Source organism: Paenibacillus hamazuiensis, assembly GCF_023276405.1.
Lineage (GTDB): Bacteria > Bacillota > Bacilli > Paenibacillales > NBRC-103111 > Paenibacillus_AF > Paenibacillus_AF hamazuiensis.
On the sequence record NZ_JALRMO010000001.1, the window covers coordinates 5,626,114 to 5,647,582 of the forward strand.

Consider the following 21,469-nt stretch of genomic DNA (forward strand, 5'->3'; position numbering starts at 1 on the left):
GCCCCCTTCACTCATAGATCGGGTTCAAAATCCGCGCCTTGTAGAAGGCCGCTCCTTCCCGTACCCTCTGCGCTTCCGGCAAAGCAAACTGCACCGTGTCCGTCGTCCAGTCGTACAGGCTGCCTTTCTTCGGTACGGTGGAAACCACCGTTCCGGACAACAAATTGCCTACGCTTTTGACGCCGGGCCGGCTGATCGCACCATGGCCCGGATAGGACGAATCGAACGCATCCGCCGACTTGACATATTGATATACGCAGGTGCCCGTGCTGATCCACAGCCGGTCCGGATCGCCGTGCACCGGCTGAAGATCGTGGCCGTGCCGGGTCGGAAGCGCCGTCTTTCGCGCTTCGCGAAGCACCGGCCTGGCGGCGGTGCCTTCCGCCGCCAGGGCGACGAGCTCGTCGTCGCCAAGCGCCCAGAGCAGCTGCAGGCGCGCATCCCAATGCACACCGTGCGCGCCCGGGAAGCGATATTCGGCGTATGCGGAGGCGGACGGCCCTTGCGACGAAGCGTACAGCCGCACGAAGCCGCCCGTGCTGGAGGCGACGGCAAGGTTGCCGTCCGGCAGCAGCTCGGCCGAATGTGGGTTGCCGCCGACGCAGTGCGCCCATCGCCTGCCGTCTCCCTCCGGGTAAGAAACGATGGCCGCAAGCCCCTTCGAATCGGTGACGACCATCCACTGGCCGCCCCACTTCTCGCTCGTTCGCACCTTCGCGTCGGTCGGCAGCCCCCACGCAGCCACCAGATCGTCGTCAAACCCGTTCGAGCGGCTTGGCGACCACGCCCATTTCACCGCCCGCTCTCCGTTCCAATCGGAGTCCGCCGGATCGAATATGAGAATTCGGCTTGAAGCCTGATCGCACCCGGCGATAAGACCGTCTTTGGCACGCAGCATAACGTTTGTCCCTCTCTCTAAGGATAGTTTGGATTCCCTACTCTCTAATCGGTTACGGCGATAACATTATTTGTCGAGTCCTTGCTGCTGTACGGCATCGTTCACTTCCTTGATCGCCTGCTGCAGCCCCTTGCTGTCGTAGCCTTTCACGATGTTGTCCCACATCGTTACCGGATCGTCCTTGCCGAGCATCACCTTGATCACGTCTTCCGTCGCATTGATCGCGCTCAGCTTCGATTTGGCCGGGGTGTACAGCAGCTCCACCTTGAAATTGGTCGGCACCGGCTTCAGCTTTTCGACATTGTATTTTAACGCGTCATGCGATAGCGTCCACAACTGCTCGCCGTAATTGATCCGGGCCGTCTCGGTGTCCTCCAGCTCGAGCTGCTGACCCCATGCCGCGAGCGCTCCGAACAAACCGCCGTATGACGGATACATCGAGCCGAGCGACTTGTATTGGCCGTTTTCGTTTTTTTCGCGAGTGATCGTAAATTTGTCGCCATCTTTTTTATAATCCTTGCCTTCCATCCCGTACCGCTTAAACGTCATGAACTCGTCTGAGAGCAAGTAATCGTAGATTTGCAAAATCCGGTCCATCTTCTCGTCGCTCACCTTGGAGCTGAAATAGCTCTCCGACCAGAACGTCACCGCATTGTACCGGTACCGGGATCCGTCTTCCGCCGCCCACGACACGGGCAAAATTTTCACCGATTCCTCGAACTTCTTATCCTTGACGTATTTGTCCCACGAAGCTCTCAGCGCGGAGAGGGCGTTCGGAGTCGCTTGTACGGAAATGGCTCCCACCTTGCCTTGGCCGAATTTTTCGTAGCCGTCATTCGGCTTCATGATCGCGAAGTCGGGATCGATCGCGCCTTCCGCATACATTTGCCGCAGCTGCTTGACGACGGTTTTCATTTGACCGGATGCATAATACGGGATGTATTTGCCGTTTTCCTTCACCCACGAGCCGTTGATCACATGGGGGAACGAGCCTCCCGCTACAGGCAGCAGCATGCTGGAGGTCGAGCGGAACGTGAGGCCGATCGTGTCGTTTTTCCCGTTGCCGTCCGGGTCCTTCTGCGCGAACGACTTGTACATGTTCAAATAATCGTCGTACGTGACCGGGTCCTTGAGCCCGAGCTTATCCAGCCAATCTTTACGCACCACGACGGCGCGCTCGATCGCCCATTGATCCGGCTCGAGGTAAGTTTGGCGCGGGATCATATAATACTTGCCGTCCACGTTCAGCGGCTTCGTGTCGTTTAAGCTCAGCACCTTCTGCACGTTCGGATATTTGCTCAAATCGGACGGCAGCGGCCGGATGATGCCTTGCTTGATCCAGGAATAATATCCTTCCGAGTTGATGTTGTCGTCGCTGAACACGTCCGGCAGGTCCCCGGAAGCAGCCCACAGCTGATACTTCTCCTTATAGTCGGCGTAACTGATCACCTTGTCGACGATGTTGACGTTGAACCGGCTTTCGATCATTTTCAGGAACGGATCGGAATTCCGGTCGGGAAACGCTTTGCCGATATTGAAAAACGAGATGGAAATATCGAGTTTCTTCGCATTTTTTGAAGCCCCTTCCCCGGTTTGCCCCGCGGAGGGTGCCGGTTGATTCGCTTCGCCGCATCCTGCGATCAGAGCGGCCGGCAAAGCAAGCGCCATCATGGCAGCTGCATAACGTTTCGTTCTGTTCATCGTGTGCCTCCCCTTTTTAACCGTGCCTGGTGGATAGTGGTCATTCCTTTACCGCACCGAGCGTGACCCCGGCGGCAAAATACTTTTGCAAAAACGGGTAAACAAGCATGATCGGCACCATCGTAATAATGACGCTGGCCATCTTAAGCCCGTCGGGGTACGTCTGGCTCAGCTCCGCCAGCATGGCGCTGCCCATGTCGTCCCGCCTCATCTTGGTGACGTCCTGCAGCATATTGCGCAAAAACAGCTGCATCGGATGCATTTTCGGATCGTTCACGAACAGCATCGCGAGATACCATTCGTTCCAGCGGGATACCGCGTAAAACAGCGTGATCGCCGCCAGCGTCGGCTTCGAAATCGGCAGGACGATGCGGAACAGGATGAAGATGTCGTTCGCTCCGTCCATTTTGGCCGACTCTTCCAGCTCGGGGGGGATGGAACGGAAATGGTTGATCAGAATGAGCAGGAAAAACGTATTGACCGCGACCGGCAAAATCATCGCGCTGTAGCTGTTGATCAAATGCAGGCTTTTGATCGTCAAGTAATACGGAATAAGTCCCCCGCCGAACAGCATCGTGAACACGATGCCGGCCATAATGGCGCCGCGGCCGGGCATGGTTTTCTTGGACAAGGCGTAAGCGCCGCATGCGGTGACCAGCATATTGACCAGCGTGCCGGCCACGGTCACGATGACCGAGTTGGCCAGCGCCTTGCCGACATAGCTGCCGCTGAGCAGCAGCTTGTAGGAGACCAGGCTGAAGCTGGTCGGCAGCAGGTAAAACTGCTGTTTGACGACGGCCGCCGGGTCCGCGAACGAGGTGATGAACACGTTGTAAAACGGCAGCACCGTGATCACCGCAAGCAGCATCAAAAACGAATTGATCGCGTAATCGCCCCAGGTGCGGTACTTCATCCGGGCACCTCCTTTGTCATTGGCATTAGGCTTAGTAAAGGCCGTCCTGACCCAAACGTTTGGCCGCCTTATTGGCGGCATAGAGCAGGACGAAGTTGATCACCGACTTGAACAGGCCGACCGCGGTCGAGGTTCCGTAGCTGGAGCCGACGGCGAACGTGCGCCGGTAAATGTACGTGTCGAGAATGTCCGCCTTTTCGTAAACCGCAGCGTTGTACAGGTTGAAAATTTGGTCGAACCCCCCGCCGCCCGAGCTCATCGTCCGTCCGATTTGCAATATCAGCAAAATGACGACGGTGCTCTTGAGCGATGGCCATGTAATGTGCAGCATTTGCTGGAACCGATTCGCCCCGTCGATGGAGGCCGCCTCGTACAAAGCCGGATTGATGCCGGCGATCGCCGCCAAATAAATGATCGTGCCCCAGCCCATGTCCTTCCACAGGCTGCTGCCGTAAATGAGTCCGCGGAAGTATTCCGGATCGACCAGCAGGTTGACTTTTTCGAGCCCGACCAGCACGAGCAGCTGGTTCAGCACGCCGAATGCGCCGAGAAAGTTGACCATAATGCCGCTGACGATAACCCATGACAAAAAATGCGGGAACGTGTAAACGACTTGGTAAAACTGCTTCAGCCTCGTGCGGCGCACTTCGTTGATCAGCAGCGCGACCGCGATCGGAACCGGAAACTCGAATACAAGCCGGCCCAGCGAGATGATGAGCGTATTGCGGAACGCCACCCAAAAATCCTGCAGCCCGAAAATTTCCCGGAAGTTCGCGAGTCCGACCCATTCGCTGCCCCAAATGCCCTTCGCGAAGTTGAACTCCTTGAACGCGAGGATAATGCCGTAAAGCGGGATATAATCGAACACGATGTAATACGCAAGCAGCGGCAAGGCAAGAAGGTACAAATATTTGTGAGCGGCCATCTGCTTCCATAAGCTTCTTCCTGTCGCCAAGAGGGCACCCCTTTCTCTTTGAAACCGTATTCACATCTGCTTTCAGTATAGTCGCCCTTCTTGCGCCGCCATATGTATATTTCTAAGCGGCTCTATGTATTTTTCTCATCAGTTTGTCTCCGGACAACAAATACGCCCGTCCGGCACCGGCGGCCGATGGGGATCGGCTCGGTTCCAAAGCGGGCGCAAGGCGCACGGCGCTGCAGCCGTCAGCCGCCGCTTCGGTACACCGTGGGGGTTTTCCCCGTTTGCTTCTTGAACATTTTGGCAAAGTAAAAATAATCGTTATACCCGACCTGCTCGGCAATCTCGCTGACGGTAAGAGAGGTGCCGCGCAGCAGCTCGCAGGCGCGCTCCATGCGGATCCCGGTCAAATACTTCGTAAAATTGACCTGCAGCTCCTTCTTGAACAGGTGGCTCACGTAATTGGGGTGAATGTAAAATTGTTTGGAAATGTCCCGGATGGACACGTCGCTTTGGAAATGCTCGTTTACGTACCGCAAAATTTGCCGGAACGTCTCCTCTCCGCGCGAATCGGCCGTCTCCGCCCCGGCGGGAACGAAGCTGCTCCCGATCAGCCCGTACAGTTCATCGCACATCTCCGACACGTTCCCGAAGACGCCCGCCAATTGGTCGTAATCGGACATATACTGCTCCGTATAATCGCCCGCCGTCCGATAGGCGAACGATAACATCACGTTATACAGCCGCAGCGCGTGGCGGATCGTATATTGCCCCGACCGGAACTGCGGCAGCAGCCGGTCCAGCCCTTGGCGAACGAGTGCCTTGTCCATCCGCTGCGTCCCTTCGTCCAGAAGGCGCATCGCTTCCGGATCCAGCTCGGCCCTCCGGGGCGGAACCGGTGCGGCTTCTCCAATCTTCCGCCCCTCTGCGGTAAAATAGCGATACGACGCTTCGCTTGCCGCCTCCATCCGCTCGCGCAAAAGCGAAACGTCATGAAAGACGCCGCCGATGCCGGCTCCCCGGGTTTGCGGCGGCAGGCCGTTCTCCAGCAGACTGCGCACTTCCGGCCGGTCGCGCTCTTTCAGCAAATACGCGGTCTTGCCCCTGCCGATCCGCAGCGGGATCGCGGCCGGACCTTGCGCAAACGGATGGCCGCCGCCTTGTACGACGACCGCGAACAGCCCTTCTTCCCGCTCTCCGGCCCGGCCCGGAAGGAAATTCAGCTTCTCCAGCAGCCGCTCGATTTCCGCAGCGGATGCGGAATCCTCCGCTTCCTGCTCATAAATGGCCTGAAGCAGCTCGTGGCGGAGCGCATAATCGGCCTGCACGATTTTCTTTTTCGCCGCCGTAAGCAGCTCCATGATCTCATCCCGCTTGAACGGCTTCAGGCAGTAGCCCGCCGCCCCGTACTGCATCGCCTGCTTGGCGTATTCGAACTCCGCATAACCGCTTGCGACGATGCAGTGCACCGGAATTTCCGCTTCCTGCAGCCGGCGGATCAGCTCGATGCCGTTCATGCCGGGCATCCGGACGTCGACGAAGGCGATATCCGGCCGGACCCGCGAGATGAGCTCGAACGCTTCGATGCCGTTATACGCCTCCCCCGCGATCCGAAAGCCGTGACCACCCCAATCAACCGTTCCTTTCAAGCTTTCCACTATCCATTTTTCGTCGTCTACCAGTACGATCTTAAACAAACCTGCCACTCCTTACGGGAATTTGGAGGATGACTTCCGTCCCCTTGTCCGGGGCGCTGCTGACGGACACAATCCCATACTCCGGTCCGTAGGCGAATTTCATCCGGTTGTTTACGTTCATCATACCAATATGCCGCTGCCCAGCGGCGTTAAGATGATTCGAAGTTGGCTGCTCCGTCAAGCTGCCGCGAATCTGCTCCAGCGTTTCCGGATCCATTCCGACGCCGTCGTCCTTCACCCACAGCAGCAAATTCTCTCCTTCCCTCCTGCAGCCGATGTGCAAGCGGCATTTGTGAAGGCTCGGTTCGATGCCGTGGAACACGGCGTTTTCCACGAGCGGCTGCATGATCATTTTGATCACCTCAAGCTCCCGGCACGAATCGTCGAATTCATAAATCACATCAAACCGGTCCGCAAAGCGGATTTGCTGAATCGACACGTACGCCTCGACCGTCTCCATCTCCTCCTTCAGCAGCACAACCTCGCCGCCCTTCACGCTGTAGCGGAAAATGAGACTGAGCGCATCCGTCATGTCGCGGATCTCATGCACGCCTTTCACATAAGCGATACCTTTGATCGTCTCCAGCGTGTTGTACAAAAAATGCGGGTTGATCTGGCTTTTCAAAAATTGCAGCTCCGCCTGCTTCTTCAGCAAGTTCAGCTCGAAAATGTGCGTCTTTGAATCGATCAGCTTGGTGGCCAGATCGTCGATTTCGTCCAGCAGCGAATTGAACTGCCTCGCCATGATGCTGATTTCCGCATATCCCTCCAGCGCCACGCGTTTTTTCATATGATCCAGCCCTTTGGCCCTTAGGCCGTAGACAAACGTCATAAACGAGCTGATCGGGTGCAAAATGTTGCGGCTGATCGCGATGTAGAACGCATACATCACGGCAATCAGCAGCACGAACATGCCGAGCATCAGCCGTTTCACCTCTTCGAGCCCGTGGAACAGCTCTTCCACCGGGAACACGCTGACGATCATGCCGCCGATTTCCGGAAGCGCTTCCTTCTGGATGACGAATTCCTCGCCGTTTCGGCGAAACGATGCCGAACTCCCGCCATCTTCGATCCGCTTCTCCAAATCCGACGGCAGCCGCTGGCCGATCATCGACGGGTCGTTTCCGGAGCTGATGACGCGATGGCGATCCAGCACGTAGAAGCTTCCCGCCACCGTCGTCGGCATATTGTCGATTTTCGGGGCGACGGCCCGCAAATCGAGCACCATGACGGCATAGCCAATCTTTTTCTCCGAGGATGACGGATTGCGGATATCGTAAACGGGCACGCCTACGTACATGACTTGGCTTTTATAATAAGGGGAGTAATGGACCCCCGTGTAATAAGCGTTCGTGCGCTCGGGGAACTCGGAAAACGGGATCATCTCCCGGCAGCCTACGCAGTTATAGGTGCTGATCCCTTCACCGAGCAAAACGACCCCCAGAATGCCCTGCTTCATCGACTGCAGGTTGACAAACAGCTTCTCGATTTTGTTGTTCAGCTCGTACTGCTTGAGCCGGTCCTCCTCCAGCAAGTACTCCTGAACCAGTTCATTGTACGCAATGTTGGGCAAAATCCGGTTGATCGTATCGACGTTGGAGGCAATGCTTTGTTTGACCGCGGAGATGATTTCGGCCGTATACTCATTGTTGCGTTTATACGTGATATTCGAAATTTGTCCGTAGCCCCAGGCCGCCGTCGCCGACAAAATGAGCAAAATCATGATTCCCAGGCAAAGCAGCTGCAGCCGAATCGAATATTTTCTGAGCAAACCGAACATGCGCTTCCCCCTCGCCGTGCATAACCGCCGACTTTCTGTTTTGAACGTATTCTCGCAAGGCATCCCGCTTTCCTCTTTTGCCTCGCCATATCGGGAAACAAAAAAACCGGCGGGAATTCCCGTCGGTCTGTTTTTTAGTTCTGATTAGGCGAACGAATAGGGACAATAAAAGCCACATCTACGTCATTAGCGAAAAAACAAAAAGAAGGCGGCCAAAGAAAATGCAAGGGCAATAATCGTTCCCAGTATCGCCCCCGCCATCCACGATTCCTTATCATTCGTTTCACATTGCCGGCGGTCATAAGCTGAAGGATGAGAAACACGGCAAACAGGATATTAAAAACGGCCCAAAGCTTCATGACGAATGTTCAGCCTCCAATGAATGTTGCTTTCCTAAATTCTCCCCGTAAAGGAGAAGGTAGCCACCTCCCCATTTATCGGTTCCAATCGTTTACATACAGCGGAATCCCAAAATGAAAGTCATCAACGCAACAACTATAACTGAAATGATCAATGATGCTAAGGAAAAGAGCTGAACTTGAGGTGCACTCTGTGGATCAATGAGTTGACTCAGGCGATAATTGATCCCGAGACTTATAATGACCCTGTTGGTACCGGACTATGTGAATTCATGGATCGTTCCATATGGGCAAGCATTGCTGTTCAAGCATCTATTGATTATTCCGCTGCTGATTTTCTCCTTTATTAACGGGTTTTAGCAAGAAAAAGGCTGTCTGCGAATCCGGACTACAATCCTATCCCGTGGGTCAGAGCGGAAAGCATCGCGGCTTTGTTGGTGTTCGGGGCAATGGCTGTCATGGGACAACAATCGCCAAGCGAAAACAGGAACACGACGGCCGCGCCCTCTGACCACTCCCCGGATCCATGCCTTCGATACGAAAAACCGCTCTGTTTGGCTCCGCAGCGGCCGGCTCATTTACGTCATGTTCGCGCCCCTCATGACTGCACGTTCCATTGTGATGATGATGTCCGTGATCATGGTTACAACAAGATTTATTCGAACACATCTTTATCACCACTTTCAATATATGAATAATTATTCATATATTGATGATATGATTATCGGTTCTGTTTTGTCAATCGGATAGCCGTATATTTTCTTGAAAAATAAAAGAACCGTGCTTCAAGTATAGGAACACGGTTTTTGGGGCCATATTTACTTGTCTGAAAGCTCGCTCTCTGTAACCCATTTATGGTTTTTAACCGGGGCTCCTCCGGTTGACGGCGTATAATCAACTACATAAACGGTCGTTTTTTCCGCAGAATCAATCGTTGCCTTTGCCCCATTCATGCCCTTCATATGATCGGCCATAAGCGTTACTTCCATGCCCTTGGAAAACGGCTTATCGCCCGCATTCATTATTTCCTCATGGATGACCCATTTATGATTCACGACCTTTTCTCCGCCTGTCGTCGGAACGTACGAAACGGTGTAAACCGTAGTATCATAAGCACCGACAACGGTCGCAGCGGCACCATTCATACCGGACATATGATCGGCATGAATAATGGCTTGACTCCCGACTTTAAACTTCGGATTTTTTGCCTCTTTAAGCCCCGGAGGAAGTTTCTCCGATGATGAATGGTTCATTTCCGAATGATTCATTTCTTGTTGGCTTTTGTTTTCTGCCTGATTTTGCTTCAAACTCTGTCCACTGCCACAGGCACTTAAAGCAAAAGCCAGTATCACAGAAGCGCTAAGATTAACTATTTTTCTTTTCATATCATGCTCACCTGCCACATATTGTTTTTTTTCAATTTCAACCCTATTGTAAAAAACAATTGTGTAGATGTTGTGAGGAACGTCACCTTGTCTTGGGCAATCGAAATTCAAATGTTGTCCCTTCTCCTACGCGACTTTGGATGTCTATCGCTCCTCCATGTGCCTCGACCAGCTTTTTCACAATCGTAAGTCCTATACCGCTTCCGCCGGATTTACGGTCGCGGGACTTATCCGCGCGATAGAAACGTTCAAAGATAAAGGGAAGTTCTTTCTCATCAATTCCTATCCCGGAGTCCGATACCGAGATACTGAACGTTTCGCTTTGTTCCTTTATTTCAACAGCGACCTTCTCACCCTGCGGGGTGAATTTCAAGGCATTGCTGAGCAAATTGGCAATGATTTGACCGAAGCGCAGTTTATCGATTGACGCTTGAATGTTTGCTTCATTTCGGAATGAAAGTCGAACTCCCTTTCTCTCATAAGCGGCTTGGATAGCTTCGATGTGATGTTGAACGACGGCTCCAATGTTCTCTTCTTTCAGCTTCAATTTAAAATTCGGCGACTCCACTTCGGTCAACTGCTCCAGATCCCCCACCAAAAACCGCAGCCGTTCAATTTCTTCATAACATGACTCCAGGCGCCTGGGAGTGGGGTCCCAGACGCCTTCGATCATTGCCGCCATATGGCTTTTAAGCGTGGCGATCGGCGTTCTTAATTCATGAGCTACGTCGGCCGTCATTGTTTTGCGAAGCTGCTCCTGAAGCATCAGCTGCTCGGCTAAATAGTTAAGAGAATTGCCAAGGTCGGCTATTTCATCTCGCCCGGTTACTTCCGTGCGGGATGTAAGCTCGCCTTTCGCCATGCGTTCTGCGACAGCTTTCATTTCAATAAGCGGCGACGTTATACGTTTTGCCACGAAAAGACTGATCACAATTGCAAGCACAATGCCCAGTATCGCTGTCCAAAAAACCGACTGCACGAGCGCTTGCTCTAAATGCGTATCAAATGCCGGTGAAGTTATGTTCATATCCTGCGCTTGCTGCTGATACATAGTCAGGTGATAATGGGTTCCAATAATAAATGTAACCGCTGAAATGATTAATACACCCGAGGCGATGCCGATACAAGCTATCGCAATTCGTGCATACAGCCCTTTCATGCGAATTCGCCTCCGGAAAACCGATACCCTACCCCGAAGACCGTTATGACATACAGAGGGTTTTTCGGATTGGATTCTATCTTGTGCCGTAGATTTTTGACGTGTTGATCGATGGCTCGCGCATCGCCATCGAAGTCGAATCCAAGCACCTTTTCTACGAGCTCCTCTCGAGTAAAAGTCCTTTGCGGATGCCGGGCGAATGTGATCAGTAATTTATATTCGTTTGGAGTTAATCTCACAGGCCTTCCCGCTTTAAAAACCTCGTGTTTGGAAGGATGAATGACCAAATCTCCTCCTTGAAAAGAAATGGTTTCAGCCAGCAAACGGTCATCAAACGCGCGGCGCAAATTTGCCTTTACTCTCGCGATTAATTCACGCGGGCTGAAAGGTTTTAAAACGTAATCATCCGCACCGAGAGACAATCCCTGTACACGGTCGTCTTCCGATATTTTGGCGGTCAGCATAATCACAGGAACCGGCGAAAACTGCCGAATTGCTCTGCATACTTCCTCTCCCGACAAATCCGGAAGCATTAAATCTAAAATAACGAGATCAATATTTCCTCCGTGTACAAGCTCAAGCGCATTTTTTCCCGTACCCGCTTCAATGGTAAGAAATCCGTCTTTTTGTAAATAAGAAACCACGACTTCGCGAATTTTTTCTTCGTCGTCGACTATTAAAATTGTCTTCATAAAGCCCCTCAATTCCTTTTACATTTCGATATGTTATAATGTACCTTAGTTTTACAATAAATTAATATTAAGAAATTGCGGTGATTTTTATGCAATTGCAGGCTTTTATACGTCATCATAGCACCCGGGTGGTAAAACGAACACCTTTGTTTATATTGTCTGTATGGGTCGTATTTGTAGTAGAGCTGATGAGCAGAGGTCAATGGGGCGAAACATTCGGGTGGACATTTCACGCTTTACCCGAACTGTTTTTCAATGCTGCTTTGGTTTTGAGCTTTTTATTGCTCTTTACCGCTTTGACAGGCAGCGTTCGCTTGTCGTTTTGGCTGGTCGCCACCTTCTTTGCATCAATGGGGCTTATAAACGGGATCAAATTAAACATCCTCGGAATCCCCTTTCTGCCATGGGACTTGCTGCTTACAAGCGAGTCCAAGGACATGTCGCAATACATTAGAGGTATTATAAACCTGACCGTAATAACAGGGATGATCTCTTTCGTCGGAATCAGTCTGCTGCTGCTTTACAAAATGCCGTCGGTCCAGTTCCTTCTGAACTGGAAGCGTCGCCTTCTCCTGGGCCTCTTTTCCGTTTCTCTTCTATCTTTGATTTATTCCGATGGAACCGTTTCCTTGAAAAAAATCGCAAATATCCAAAATCTTGCCTGGGATCAAACGGAAAATGTGAAAACTAACGGCTTTCTTTTATCCACTATCATGAATTTAAAGCTGCTTTCATTCAAACAACCCGATGAATATAACAAAAACACCATTCAGACTATGTTATCTTCGGTTCCTCCGACCGTTCCGATTTCCGGAGAGATCATCCCTAATATTATTTTGGTGTTAAGCGAGTCTTTCTGGGATGCGACGCAGATCAAAAACGTTTCGTTTAGCCGCGACCCGCTTCCTTTTTACCATGAGCTTATTCAAAAATATACAAGCGGCACCCTGTTATCGCCACAGTATGGGGGCGGAACGGCAAATGTCGAGTTCGAGGTGTTGACGGGCAATTCCATGCGATTTTTGCCGCAAGGCTCCGTACCATACAATCAGTACATGAGCAAGAGCATGGACTCTCTGGCAAGCATATTGACCCGCCAAGGATATACTTCCGTCGCAATAAATCCGTTCCACAGTTGGTTTTATAATAGCAAGAAAGTGTATGAAAATCTCGGCTTCTCCAAGTTTATAAGCCAAGAGTTTTTTAAGCCCGAATACGAGGGCCCTTATTTGGCGGACCGGGAAGTTGCCAATATGATTATCGACTCGAGCAGGAAAAGTCCGGGTCCGGATTTTATCTTTGCAAATACAATGCAAAATCATTACCACTATTATCCGAATAAATTTAAAGAAAATACAATTGAAGTGACCGGGATCAATCCGGAATCGAAAGGACTTCTCGAAACATACGCGCAAGGGCTTGTCGGTGTCGACGATATGCTGAAACGGCTGGTGACTCATTACGAAAATATCGATGAACCTACAATGATCGTTTTTTTCGGAGATCATCTGCCCAGTCTCGGCGACAATTACAAAGTATATAAGGACGCCGGCTATTTGAAGGAAAACGATCCGGATTTTTTAAATAAAATGTACCGCGTCCCTGTTCTTATTTGGAACAATTACTTGCCGGGGCATAAGGAAAATATTCATTTAAGTCCTTCTTTTCTCGGGCCTTATATGTTAAAACTTGCGCAAAAACCGGGTAATTCCTACATGGATTATTTGTATCAGCTTTCGCTAAGAAGTCCGATCATTCCTCCCAAAGAACATATGGAGAAGATGGGTATAGATAAAGATGACCTTAAAGTTTATGAAAGTCTGCAGTATGATGTTATGTTCGGAGAGCAATATGCTTTTGAACAGTTAAAAGATCAAATTAAAAACCCCGATTATATTATCGGATTAGGCCAAATGATTATCGATACGGCTTCCGAGCAGACAACGGACAACGAAACGGAGCTGCATATCAACGGCTCCAACTTACCTTATAACAGCATAGTGCTTATTAACGGCGAATCGGTGAAAGCGGAGTGGATCGATACAAGTCATATCAAGGCCAAGGTGACAACGAATTCGATGAGTCAATCCGTTTGGAACATCTCCGTCATCGTGAAAGATTCAAAAGAAACCGTCATTGCCAAATCTAATCAGATCAGTTACTCGCGATAGTCCGATTTTCATAGGATTAAAATAAAAAAGCTTCCGAGACCGACAGGTACGGAAGCTTTCGATTTTTTTGTTATGTGGAGGCCCGGCTCCGCATCAACCAATGACCCATTGATTTTTCGGCATGGACTGGTACTTCAGTTCCACTTGGACGACAGTGCGCTGCTCCCGGTCTGTTCCGGTTTCATTCACCGCCCATTGCCGCGAGATCAGTCCCCGCAATTCCCCTACTTCCTCCGCGGTCAACGCTAAATGACGGATAATCAGTCCATCCACTTCATAATCCTGATGCTCCAGTTTACGAAAACGAAAGTTCAATAACTTTCGCAAACCGTTGATCGAAATGAAGCTGAATTCGTAACCATATCGAATCGCGTTCTCCCAATCGTCACCGATTTCCGCGGCGGTATCGAGTAATTTTGCGAAGTCGATATCGCCGTCGCCGGCGTGCCGGATCGCCGTGAAATCGCGACGAAGCAGGCTCTCTATAAGCAAATCGTCGGAAATGCCCGAAGCCCGGCAATTCTCGATCATAAAAGCGACGGGCATCGATAATTTGATTCCCGGTTTCGTCATTTCCCGGCATCCCCTTCGTACAAATGATCATGAAACCAGCCGGCGATTCGCTCCAAACGCGCCAAGCGAAGCGAAGGCTTTCCGTTTTTCAGGAACGTATGGTTCGAATCCGGGAAACGAACGAGCTGCGTCCGTTTGCCCAGCCTCCGCAGTGCAACATAGAGCTGATCGGCCTGTTCGATCGGGCAGCGCAAATCCTGCTCTCCATGCAAAATGAGCAGCGGTGTTTGAATATTTTTCACGTACGCAAGCGGCGAGTGCGCCCATAACTTCTCCGGGTCGTCCCATGGATTTCCTTGGATGACGCCTTCCGTGTAAGAGATGCCGATATCGCTCATCCCGTAAAAAGAAAGCCAATTGGAAATCGAACGCTCGGTGACCGCTGCGCGAAAACGGTCCGAATGCCCGACAATCCAGTTCGTCAGAAACCCGCCGTAACTGCCGCCGGTTACTCCAAGCCTGCTCTCATCCACATCGTCGCGAATTTTTGTCACATAATCGACGGCTTCCATCACATCGCGGTAATCCCCGCCGCCGAAATCGCCGCGGCAAGCTTGGGCGAACGGCTGCCCGTAACCGAAGCTGCCTCGGGGGTTCGTATACAAAACCATGTATCCGCTCGAGGCCATCATTTGAAAATCATGGCTGTATGTATTGGCGTACATGGCGTGAGGACCGCCATGAATTTGCAAAATGAGCGGAACTTTGTTTCCGTGCGCGCTGCCCTCCGGTTTCATGATCCAACCATGCACTTGCCCGCCGTCGGACGTCTCGAACCGGATCGATTCCGGAATACATAGCGAAAGCTGTTCCAGCAGCTCATCGTTGCTTCGCGTTATTCTTTGTTCCTCCCGGGTTTGCAGGTCGATAAGGTACAAGTCGCAGGGAAGCAGCGGATTGGAAGAGGCCGTCAGCAGCTTCGTTCCGTCGGCGGAAACAACAAACTGAAACACATCGCGCTCTCCGCGGGTCACTGCTTCCGCTTCGCCATCCGTCGTAAAACGGTATACGTGCACATCGCCGCGAAAGGAACCCAGAACATAAAGGGATCGTCCGTCCGGACTGTACCATGGCGATCGCGGCGGTGCAGCTGCTTTCATATCGCTCAGTGCAAAGTTGCCGATCTGAATGTCCGTTTCACCGTTAATCCGAACCGGGTCTCCCCCTTCCGCAGAAACGCGATACAAATTGTTTTGCGTCGCGCTTCCGAATTGACGGTCGTTTCCTATGAAGGCGATCGATTTCCCGTCCGGAGAAAACGATGCTTGGCTTATCGCGAGTGTCGAATCTGTTATCCGGACCAAAGGGCCCCCGGACAGTCCTACCGTGAAAACATCTGCGAATGTTTGCAGGTCTGCATCGACGGAACCATCCCGGGTGATTTTGGCGATAAACCCGATTTTGCGGCTGTCAGGCGACCAGAACGGCTGGTTTATATCGAAAAAACCTTCCGTCAACCGGTTCACCTTCCCGCTGGCAAGCTCCAGCACAAAAAGATGGGCGTTTAACCCATCCGACAATCCGGACCCTTCTTCTTTCGGACAGGTGCGTGTAATCAGCATCGGTTTGGCATGTTTACTTTTGCGGTCTTCCTCCATCGATAAAGCATCTGTTCCCTCGTCCGGGTTGACCCGCGTGGTGAAGGCGATATATTGGCCGTTCGGCGACCAGGCGAAAGAAGCGATTCCGCGCTTTGCATTTGTTAGCTGCGCAGCCTCCCCGCCTGCAGCGGGAATCGCCCACAGCTGCCGTCCTTTGTCATTTACCCGGAGAAAAGCCAATAGCGAGCCATCCGGCGACCAGGCAGGCGTTACATCCTTCTCCCCGTGGGTGAACGGAACATCAAGGCCGTCTTTCAAGGACACGACGCGAATATGCGATCGATAGTCGTTTTGGGCTTCATCAATCGTTCTGCACACATAGGCGGCTTTGCTGGCGGACGGACATATGGCAGGATCAACGATCCAGGTGTATCGGTATAAATCTTCGGCGGTAACCGGTCGCTTCGATGTCATCCGAATTTCCTCCTGACATCGGAGCATAGCGATAACGCTTGGTCGAGATCCGCAATAATATCCGAGACGTCTTCCAGTCCTACGGACAAACGAATCAATCCGTCCGATATGCCGAATTGCTGTCTTTCCTCGCAGGGGATCGAGAAATGGGTCATCGTTGCCGGGTGCTGAACCAGCGTTTCCGGGTCGCCAAGGCTGAAGGAAATCATGGCAAGACGAAGGCCGTTGATGAATCTTCTGCCCGCCTCCAAGCCGCCGATGATCTCGAAAGAAACGATTCCTCCCATCCCTCTCATTTGCCGTTTAGCGAGTTCATGCTGCGGATGCGTCGGCAAACCGGGATAATAGACGCACTTCACCAGAGGATGGCCTTGCAAAAATGCAGCCACCTTCATCGCGTTTTCGCAATGAGCGCGCACTCTGAGCCCCATCGTCTTTAATCCGCGAAGAATAAGGAACGATTCCCAGGCATTCAAATTTTGCCCGAGATCGCCGGCGATTCGCTTGCGAATAAAGCTCACCACATCTTTGGAGCCGACGACAAAACCGGCCAGCACGTCCCCATGGCCGTTCATATATTTGGTTGCGCTGTGCACGACGACATCCGCACCCAGTTCCAGCGGACGCTGCAAATACGGCGTCATGAACGTATTGTCAACGATTAAGGGAATCCTATGTTCCTTGGCTACGGCCGCAATCATGCGCAAGTCAAGCACCGTTAACTTCGGATTTGAGGGGGTTTCCACATACAGAGCTTTTGTGTTCGGCTTGATTGCCGCACGGATTTTCACAGGATCCGTACAATCGACGAAATGGGCTTCAATGCCGAAGCGCGGCGCCAACTGGGTTATAAAATTATAAGTCCCCCCATAAACGTCCTTGGTCACGATCACATGATCGCCGTGCTGGAGAAAAGCAAGCAATGCCGAACTGATCGCAGCCATACCGCTGCTTAGACCGATGCTGTCCTCCCCGCCTTCCAGCTCCGCGACTTTTTGCTCCAACGTACGTGTGGTCGGATTTCCGTATCGGCCGTAGTAGGTGCCTTCCTTGTCCCCTGACACGACATCTGCCGCCGTTTCCACATCCGGAAAGGCATAGGCAACGGCCGGAATGACCGGCTGCGAAATGGCTCCCGTATGCGCATCCGGATGCTGCGCAGCATGTACGGCCAGCGTATCGAATCCCCACTTTTGTTTCATGCAAACCCCTCCTCACTAAAACGTACTGTCACAGCCCTTCAGCCCTATACACCGGATATTCTGGATATTCCCCATTGGTGTTCCAAGAACTGCACAATGCGTTCAACCGACCGATCCACCAAAAGCTTTCCTTTCTCCGCACTCGCGATCGTGGAATCCCCGACCGTTCCCCATTCGGAGTTAGCGGAGAGCTTGCCGTATTTCATAATATCGGGAAAAGAATCTTTAAGCTTTCGCTCTACCTTCATCGTTTTGCTCGTATCAACCAGTTCCGGATGCAGGTACATCATCACCGACGTGCCGGCTTCCCCTGCATGGGAATGTGCGGTTTCCCCGCTTTCCAGAACCCCTTGGTCAACCGACTTAAGGAACCGCCAATAATCAATCTGCGCTTTGCGAATATCGCTGCGTTCCCGGAGCGAATACGAAAGCTGAGCGATGATCGGAACGTTGCCGGCGTGTGCGTTCACAAAAAGGAAATCTTTGAACCCCCATTTGAGCAAGCTGTCGATCACATCGTTTAAATACGCTTTGAAGCTTTCAGGACGGATCGTAATCGTACCCGGAAATTCATCCAGCATGGACGAGTCCCCCACTTCCAGCGTCGGTCCGATAATCGCATTGACCTGATCGGCAACCCGTTTGGCGATCTGAACGGCAACGAAGCTGTCGGAGCCGAGCGGCAGATGAGGACCGTATACTTCGCACGCCCCGGCGGGGATAATGACCAAATCGGTATGCTTCTTCCGCTCGGCAAACGTCGTCCAGCTCATCTCTTTCAGGAATGAGGCGGACATCACGCTTCAAGCTCCTTTGCGCGGCAAGCAGCCAATGCCTCGTCCAAAAAAGCTTCAATCTCCTCGCGCGTTTTGCGCAGCTTGCTGACGAACCGGTGGCGCTCGATTCCTTGCTCGATCACAACGAAGCTCGGAATGCCGAGAATGTTGTATTGCTCGCACAGCTCCGGCAGCTCGTCGCGGTCAATTTCGAAGAACGTGAGCCGGTCGGCATAAGCCTGCTCCACTTCAGGCATAAACGGATCGATATAATGGCAGTCTTTGCACCATGTCGTCTTGAACACGGCTACGGTAGGTTTGGCGCTCATAATCGCCTCTTGAAATTGCGGGACCGAACTGATTTTGTTCACAGCTTCCGACCTCCTGGTATTCTTTTATGATAACGCCGGGCCGTACAGCTCCGGTCTGCGATGCACGTAAGACGGCAGCTTGGCGCGCACCTCTTCGACCCGCCCAAGGTCAATCCGGCAAGGAATAAGCGCTTCGGTTTCCGGTCCGGCCACCATCGTGACACCCATCGGATCGACAACCATGCTTTGCCCGATGTAAAAGTTGTCGCTCACTTTGCCGCAAGCGACGACAAACACCGTATTTTCGATCGCCCGGGTCGTTACCAGATTGGACCAATGAAGTTCCTTCAGAGGGCCGCGCACCCAGCCGGACGGTACGATAAGGATGTCGGCTCCATGCATCGCCTGGTGCCGCGCGATTTCCGGAAAACGCAGCTCGTAGCAGACGAACAGACCGATCTTCCCAAATGGCGTTTCGATCGGCTCGAACAGAGCGTCTCCGGGCTTGATATTTCTCGACTCGTTGTACCCGAACGCGTCGAACAGGTGTGTTTTCCGATAGGCGCTGACGGTATGTCCTTCCGAGTTGATCACGACAGTTGTGTTATATACGCGCTGCTCTTCAGGATCCTCCACCGCTTCCCGCATGCCGAAAATAAGCCAAACGCCGTAGCGGCGCGCGAGCTCGGCCATCCCCCGGACGAACGGTCCGTCGACCGGCTCCGCATCCCTTAAGGAAACGTCCTTCGGCGTTCCTATCGGGAAATGACTCATGAATACTTCGGGAAACACGACAAGAGACGCCCCATGGATATGAACCGAGTCTTCAACCGCCTTCTCCGCTTTTTGCAGGTTGATATGCTTGTCGTCGGTCGAGGTTAATTGAGCCATTACCAATTGAAATGAAGACATGTTGGGTCACTTCTCCTTTATGCGGTCTGATCGCTCTGCAGCGGAAAATGGCATGCTGCCGCATGGCCTGCGCCGTATTCCTGCAGCGCCGGCGTCTTTTGGCGGCAAACCTCCTGGGCGTAGGGACAACGGGGGTGGAATGCGCAGCCTTCGGGCGGCCGCGCCGGATTCGGCAGGTCGCCGGCAAGCAGATTGCGTTTTTTGCGCTGAGTCGGGTCCGGTACCGGCACAGCGGACAACAGCGCTTCCGTATACGGATGCTTGGGTCCGGCAAACAATTCGTCCCTGCCGGCGATTTCGACGATTTTCCCCAAGTACATAACGGCAATCCGATCGCTGATATGTTTGACGGAGGGAAGGCCGTGCCCGATAAAAATATAAGTAAGCTGAAAGTCTAGTTGCAGCTGCTTCAGCAAATTCAAAATTTGCGCCTGGATGGAAACGTCAAGAGCGGACACCGGCTCATCGCAAATGACGAGCTTCGGCTTCAAGGCAAGCGCCCGTGCGATTCCGATGCGCTGCCGCTGTCCTCCGCTGAATTCATGCGGAAAACGTTCCATATGATGGCCCCCGAGGCCGACGGTCCCAAGCAGCTCGGCCACCTGGCCTCTTAGCTCGGCTCCTTGCGCCACCCCATGAATGCGCAGCGGCTCGGCAATGATGTCCGAAACCCTCATTCGCGGGTTAAGCGAAGCGAACGGGTCTTGAAACACGATTTGCAAATCGCGTCTTACCCGTCGTATCTCTTCCCCGGCAAGCTTCGTTAAATCCCGGCCTTCGAACCAAATCTCGCCTTCCGTCGGCTCAAGCAGCTGGGCGATCATTTGGCCCGTTGTCGATTTGCCGCAGCCCGATTCACCGACGATTCCGAGCGTTTCGCCTTGCTTAACGTGGAAGCTTACATCGTCCACCGCCCGAACAAACTCTTTGCGCCTGGAAAATAACCCGCCGCCAAGCGGAAAATGTTTTTTTAAACCTTTCACTTGCAATAATAGTTCACTCGGTTCTTTACTCACGCTGAGACCTCCTCGGCACGCAGACATCTGACCCGGTGGCCTTCCGTATGTTTAACCGGAGCCAGCTCCGGGTTCATTTTAGCGCACTCGCTTGCCGCGAACGGACATCTCGGATGGAACGAGCAGCCGCTCGGCATGTCCAGCAAATGAGGCACCATGCCGGGGATCGAAGCGAGCTCGTCTTTTTGCTCATCCAGCTTGGGAAGCGAGCCAAGCAGACCGATCGTATAAGGATGACGGGGATGGGCGAACAAGTCGTAAACGCTCGCCTCTTCGACGATTTGGCCGGCATACATGACGACCACCCGGTCGGCCATTTCGGCAACAACACCCAAATCGTGTGTAATCAAAATGACGCCGGTATTTTGCTCCTTGGCGAGCGTATCGATCAACTCGAGAATTTGCGCCTGAATGGTCACATCCAAGGCCGTGGTCGGCTCGTCGGCGATAAGCAGCTTCGGCCTGCACGCAAGCGCCATCGCGATCATGACTCTTTGACGCATGCCGCCGGACAGCTGATGCGGGAAGCTGTCGACCACTTTCCCGGCGTTTGGGATGCCCACCTTCTCCAGCATTTCCATGCTTTTCTGTCTGGCCGCCGGTTTATCGAGTCCTTGGTGCACCCGAAAAACTTCACTAATTTGAAAACCAACAGTGAACACCGGATTAAGCGAGGTCATCGGCTCCTGGAAGATCATCGATATTTCGTTACCCCGAAGCTTTCGCAGCTCTTTTCGGTTAAGCTTGAGCAGATCTCTGCCTTCGAAACGAATTTCTCCGCCCACGATTTCGCCGGGGGAAGCGACGAGACCCATGATGGATAAAGACGTCACGCTTTTCCCGCAGCCGGATTCCCCTACGATCGCCAGCGTTTCGCCGCGATTGACGGAGAAGCTGACGCCGTTAACGGACGGAGCCGTGCCTTGATCGGTTTTGAAATAGGTTTTCAGCTGTTGGACTTCCAAGAGCGTTGAGGTCATCCCGTTTCCC

At 52.5% G+C, this 21,469-nt stretch carries 19 protein-coding genes; 1 reads left to right on the top strand and 18 read right to left on the bottom strand.

From position 1 onward, the window contains the following. Positions 1–7: 7 nt before the first annotated feature. From MYS68_RS24430 to MYS68_RS24475, 10 genes are all read right to left on the bottom strand, one after another. Positions 8–898 carry a DUF6528 family protein gene (locus MYS68_RS24430; RefSeq protein ID WP_248928338.1) on the bottom strand — a complete coding sequence of 297 codons (891 nt, stop codon included), beginning with the start codon at positions 896–898 and terminating at the stop codon, positions 8–10. A 66-nt stretch (positions 899–964) separates the two neighbouring features. Then, complete coding sequence (locus tag MYS68_RS24435) at positions 965–2,599, bottom strand: type 2 periplasmic-binding domain-containing protein (RefSeq protein WP_248928339.1); 1,635 nt, start codon at positions 2,597–2,599, stop codon at positions 965–967. Positions 2,600–2,639: 40 nt separating this feature from the next. Then, positions 2,640–3,512, bottom strand: a complete 873-nt coding sequence (locus MYS68_RS24440; RefSeq protein ID WP_248928340.1) for a carbohydrate ABC transporter permease — start codon at positions 3,510–3,512, stop codon at positions 2,640–2,642. A 31-nt stretch (positions 3,513–3,543) separates the two neighbouring features. Then, complete coding sequence (locus MYS68_RS24445; RefSeq protein WP_248928341.1) at positions 3,544–4,467, bottom strand: ABC transporter permease; 924 nt, start codon at positions 4,465–4,467, stop codon at positions 3,544–3,546. A gap of 209 nt (positions 4,468–4,676) precedes the next feature. Continuing rightward, positions 4,677–6,128 carry a response regulator gene (locus MYS68_RS24450; RefSeq protein ID WP_248928342.1) on the bottom strand — a complete coding sequence of 484 codons (1,452 nt, stop codon included), beginning with the start codon at positions 6,126–6,128 and terminating at the stop codon, positions 4,677–4,679. Then, positions 6,121–7,908, bottom strand: a complete 1,788-nt coding sequence (locus MYS68_RS24455) for a sensor histidine kinase (protein ID WP_248928343.1) — start codon at positions 7,906–7,908, stop codon at positions 6,121–6,123. Before MYS68_RS24455 ends, MYS68_RS24450 begins: the two co-directional genes overlap by 8 nt. Before the next feature lie 1,177 nt (positions 7,909–9,085). Next, positions 9,086–9,652 (bottom strand): YdhK family protein, encoded by a 567-nt coding sequence (locus MYS68_RS24460; RefSeq protein WP_248931003.1) that lies wholly within the window; start codon positions 9,650–9,652, stop codon positions 9,086–9,088. Between the two features lie 82 nt (positions 9,653–9,734). Beyond that, complete coding sequence (locus MYS68_RS24465; protein WP_248928344.1) at positions 9,735–10,811, bottom strand: sensor histidine kinase; 1,077 nt, start codon at positions 10,809–10,811, stop codon at positions 9,735–9,737. Beyond that, positions 10,808–11,503: a response regulator transcription factor gene (locus tag MYS68_RS24470; RefSeq protein ID WP_248928345.1), complete on the bottom strand. Its 696-nt coding sequence runs from the start codon at positions 11,501–11,503 to the stop codon at positions 10,808–10,810. The genes MYS68_RS24465 and MYS68_RS24470 overlap by 4 nt, the downstream gene beginning before the upstream one ends. Positions 11,504–11,732: 229 nt before the next feature. Beyond that, entirely contained in the window at positions 11,733–11,885 is a 153-nt protein-coding gene (locus MYS68_RS24475) for a hypothetical protein (RefSeq protein WP_248928346.1), read from the bottom strand. A gap of 247 nt (positions 11,886–12,132) precedes the next feature. On the opposite strand from MYS68_RS24475, the gene MYS68_RS24480 reads away from it, so the two are divergent. After that, a complete protein-coding gene (locus tag MYS68_RS24480; protein WP_248928347.1) occupies positions 12,133–13,674 on the top strand; it encodes an LTA synthase family protein in 1,542 nt (513 codons plus the stop codon). A 93-nt stretch (positions 13,675–13,767) separates the two neighbouring features. Here the strand turns inward: MYS68_RS24480 and MYS68_RS24485 are convergent, their stop codons facing one another. The 8 genes from MYS68_RS24485 to MYS68_RS24520 are packed head-to-tail and all read right to left on the bottom strand — an operon-like array spanning position 13,768 to position 21,459. Continuing rightward, complete coding sequence (locus MYS68_RS24485) at positions 13,768–14,247, bottom strand: hypothetical protein (protein ID WP_248928348.1); 480 nt, start codon at positions 14,245–14,247, stop codon at positions 13,768–13,770. Further along, positions 14,244–16,262, bottom strand: a complete 2,019-nt coding sequence (locus tag MYS68_RS24490) for a S9 family peptidase (protein WP_248928349.1) — start codon at positions 16,260–16,262, stop codon at positions 14,244–14,246. Before MYS68_RS24490 ends, MYS68_RS24485 begins: the two co-directional genes overlap by 4 nt. Then, entirely contained in the window at positions 16,259–17,464 is a 1,206-nt protein-coding gene (locus MYS68_RS24495) for a trans-sulfuration enzyme family protein (protein ID WP_248928350.1), read from the bottom strand. The genes MYS68_RS24490 and MYS68_RS24495 overlap by 4 nt, the downstream gene beginning before the upstream one ends. Before the next feature lie 44 nt (positions 17,465–17,508). Continuing rightward, positions 17,509–18,261, bottom strand: coding sequence for a creatininase family protein (locus tag MYS68_RS24500; RefSeq protein WP_248928351.1), 753 nt, complete (start codon positions 18,259–18,261; stop codon positions 17,509–17,511). After that, complete coding sequence (locus MYS68_RS24505; RefSeq protein ID WP_248928352.1) at positions 18,261–18,611, bottom strand: thioredoxin family protein; 351 nt, start codon at positions 18,609–18,611, stop codon at positions 18,261–18,263. The genes MYS68_RS24500 and MYS68_RS24505 overlap by 1 nt, the downstream gene beginning before the upstream one ends. A gap of 24 nt (positions 18,612–18,635) precedes the next feature. Next, positions 18,636–19,463 (bottom strand): carbon-nitrogen hydrolase family protein, encoded by an 828-nt coding sequence (locus MYS68_RS24510; RefSeq protein WP_248928353.1) that lies wholly within the window; start codon positions 19,461–19,463, stop codon positions 18,636–18,638. A 17-nt stretch (positions 19,464–19,480) separates the two neighbouring features. Then, complete coding sequence (locus MYS68_RS24515; RefSeq protein ID WP_248928354.1) at positions 19,481–20,506, bottom strand: ABC transporter ATP-binding protein; 1,026 nt, start codon at positions 20,504–20,506, stop codon at positions 19,481–19,483. Beyond that, entirely contained in the window at positions 20,476–21,459 is a 984-nt protein-coding gene (locus tag MYS68_RS24520; protein WP_248928355.1) for an ABC transporter ATP-binding protein, read from the bottom strand. Before MYS68_RS24520 ends, MYS68_RS24515 begins: the two co-directional genes overlap by 31 nt. Positions 21,460–21,469 lie beyond the last annotated feature (10 nt).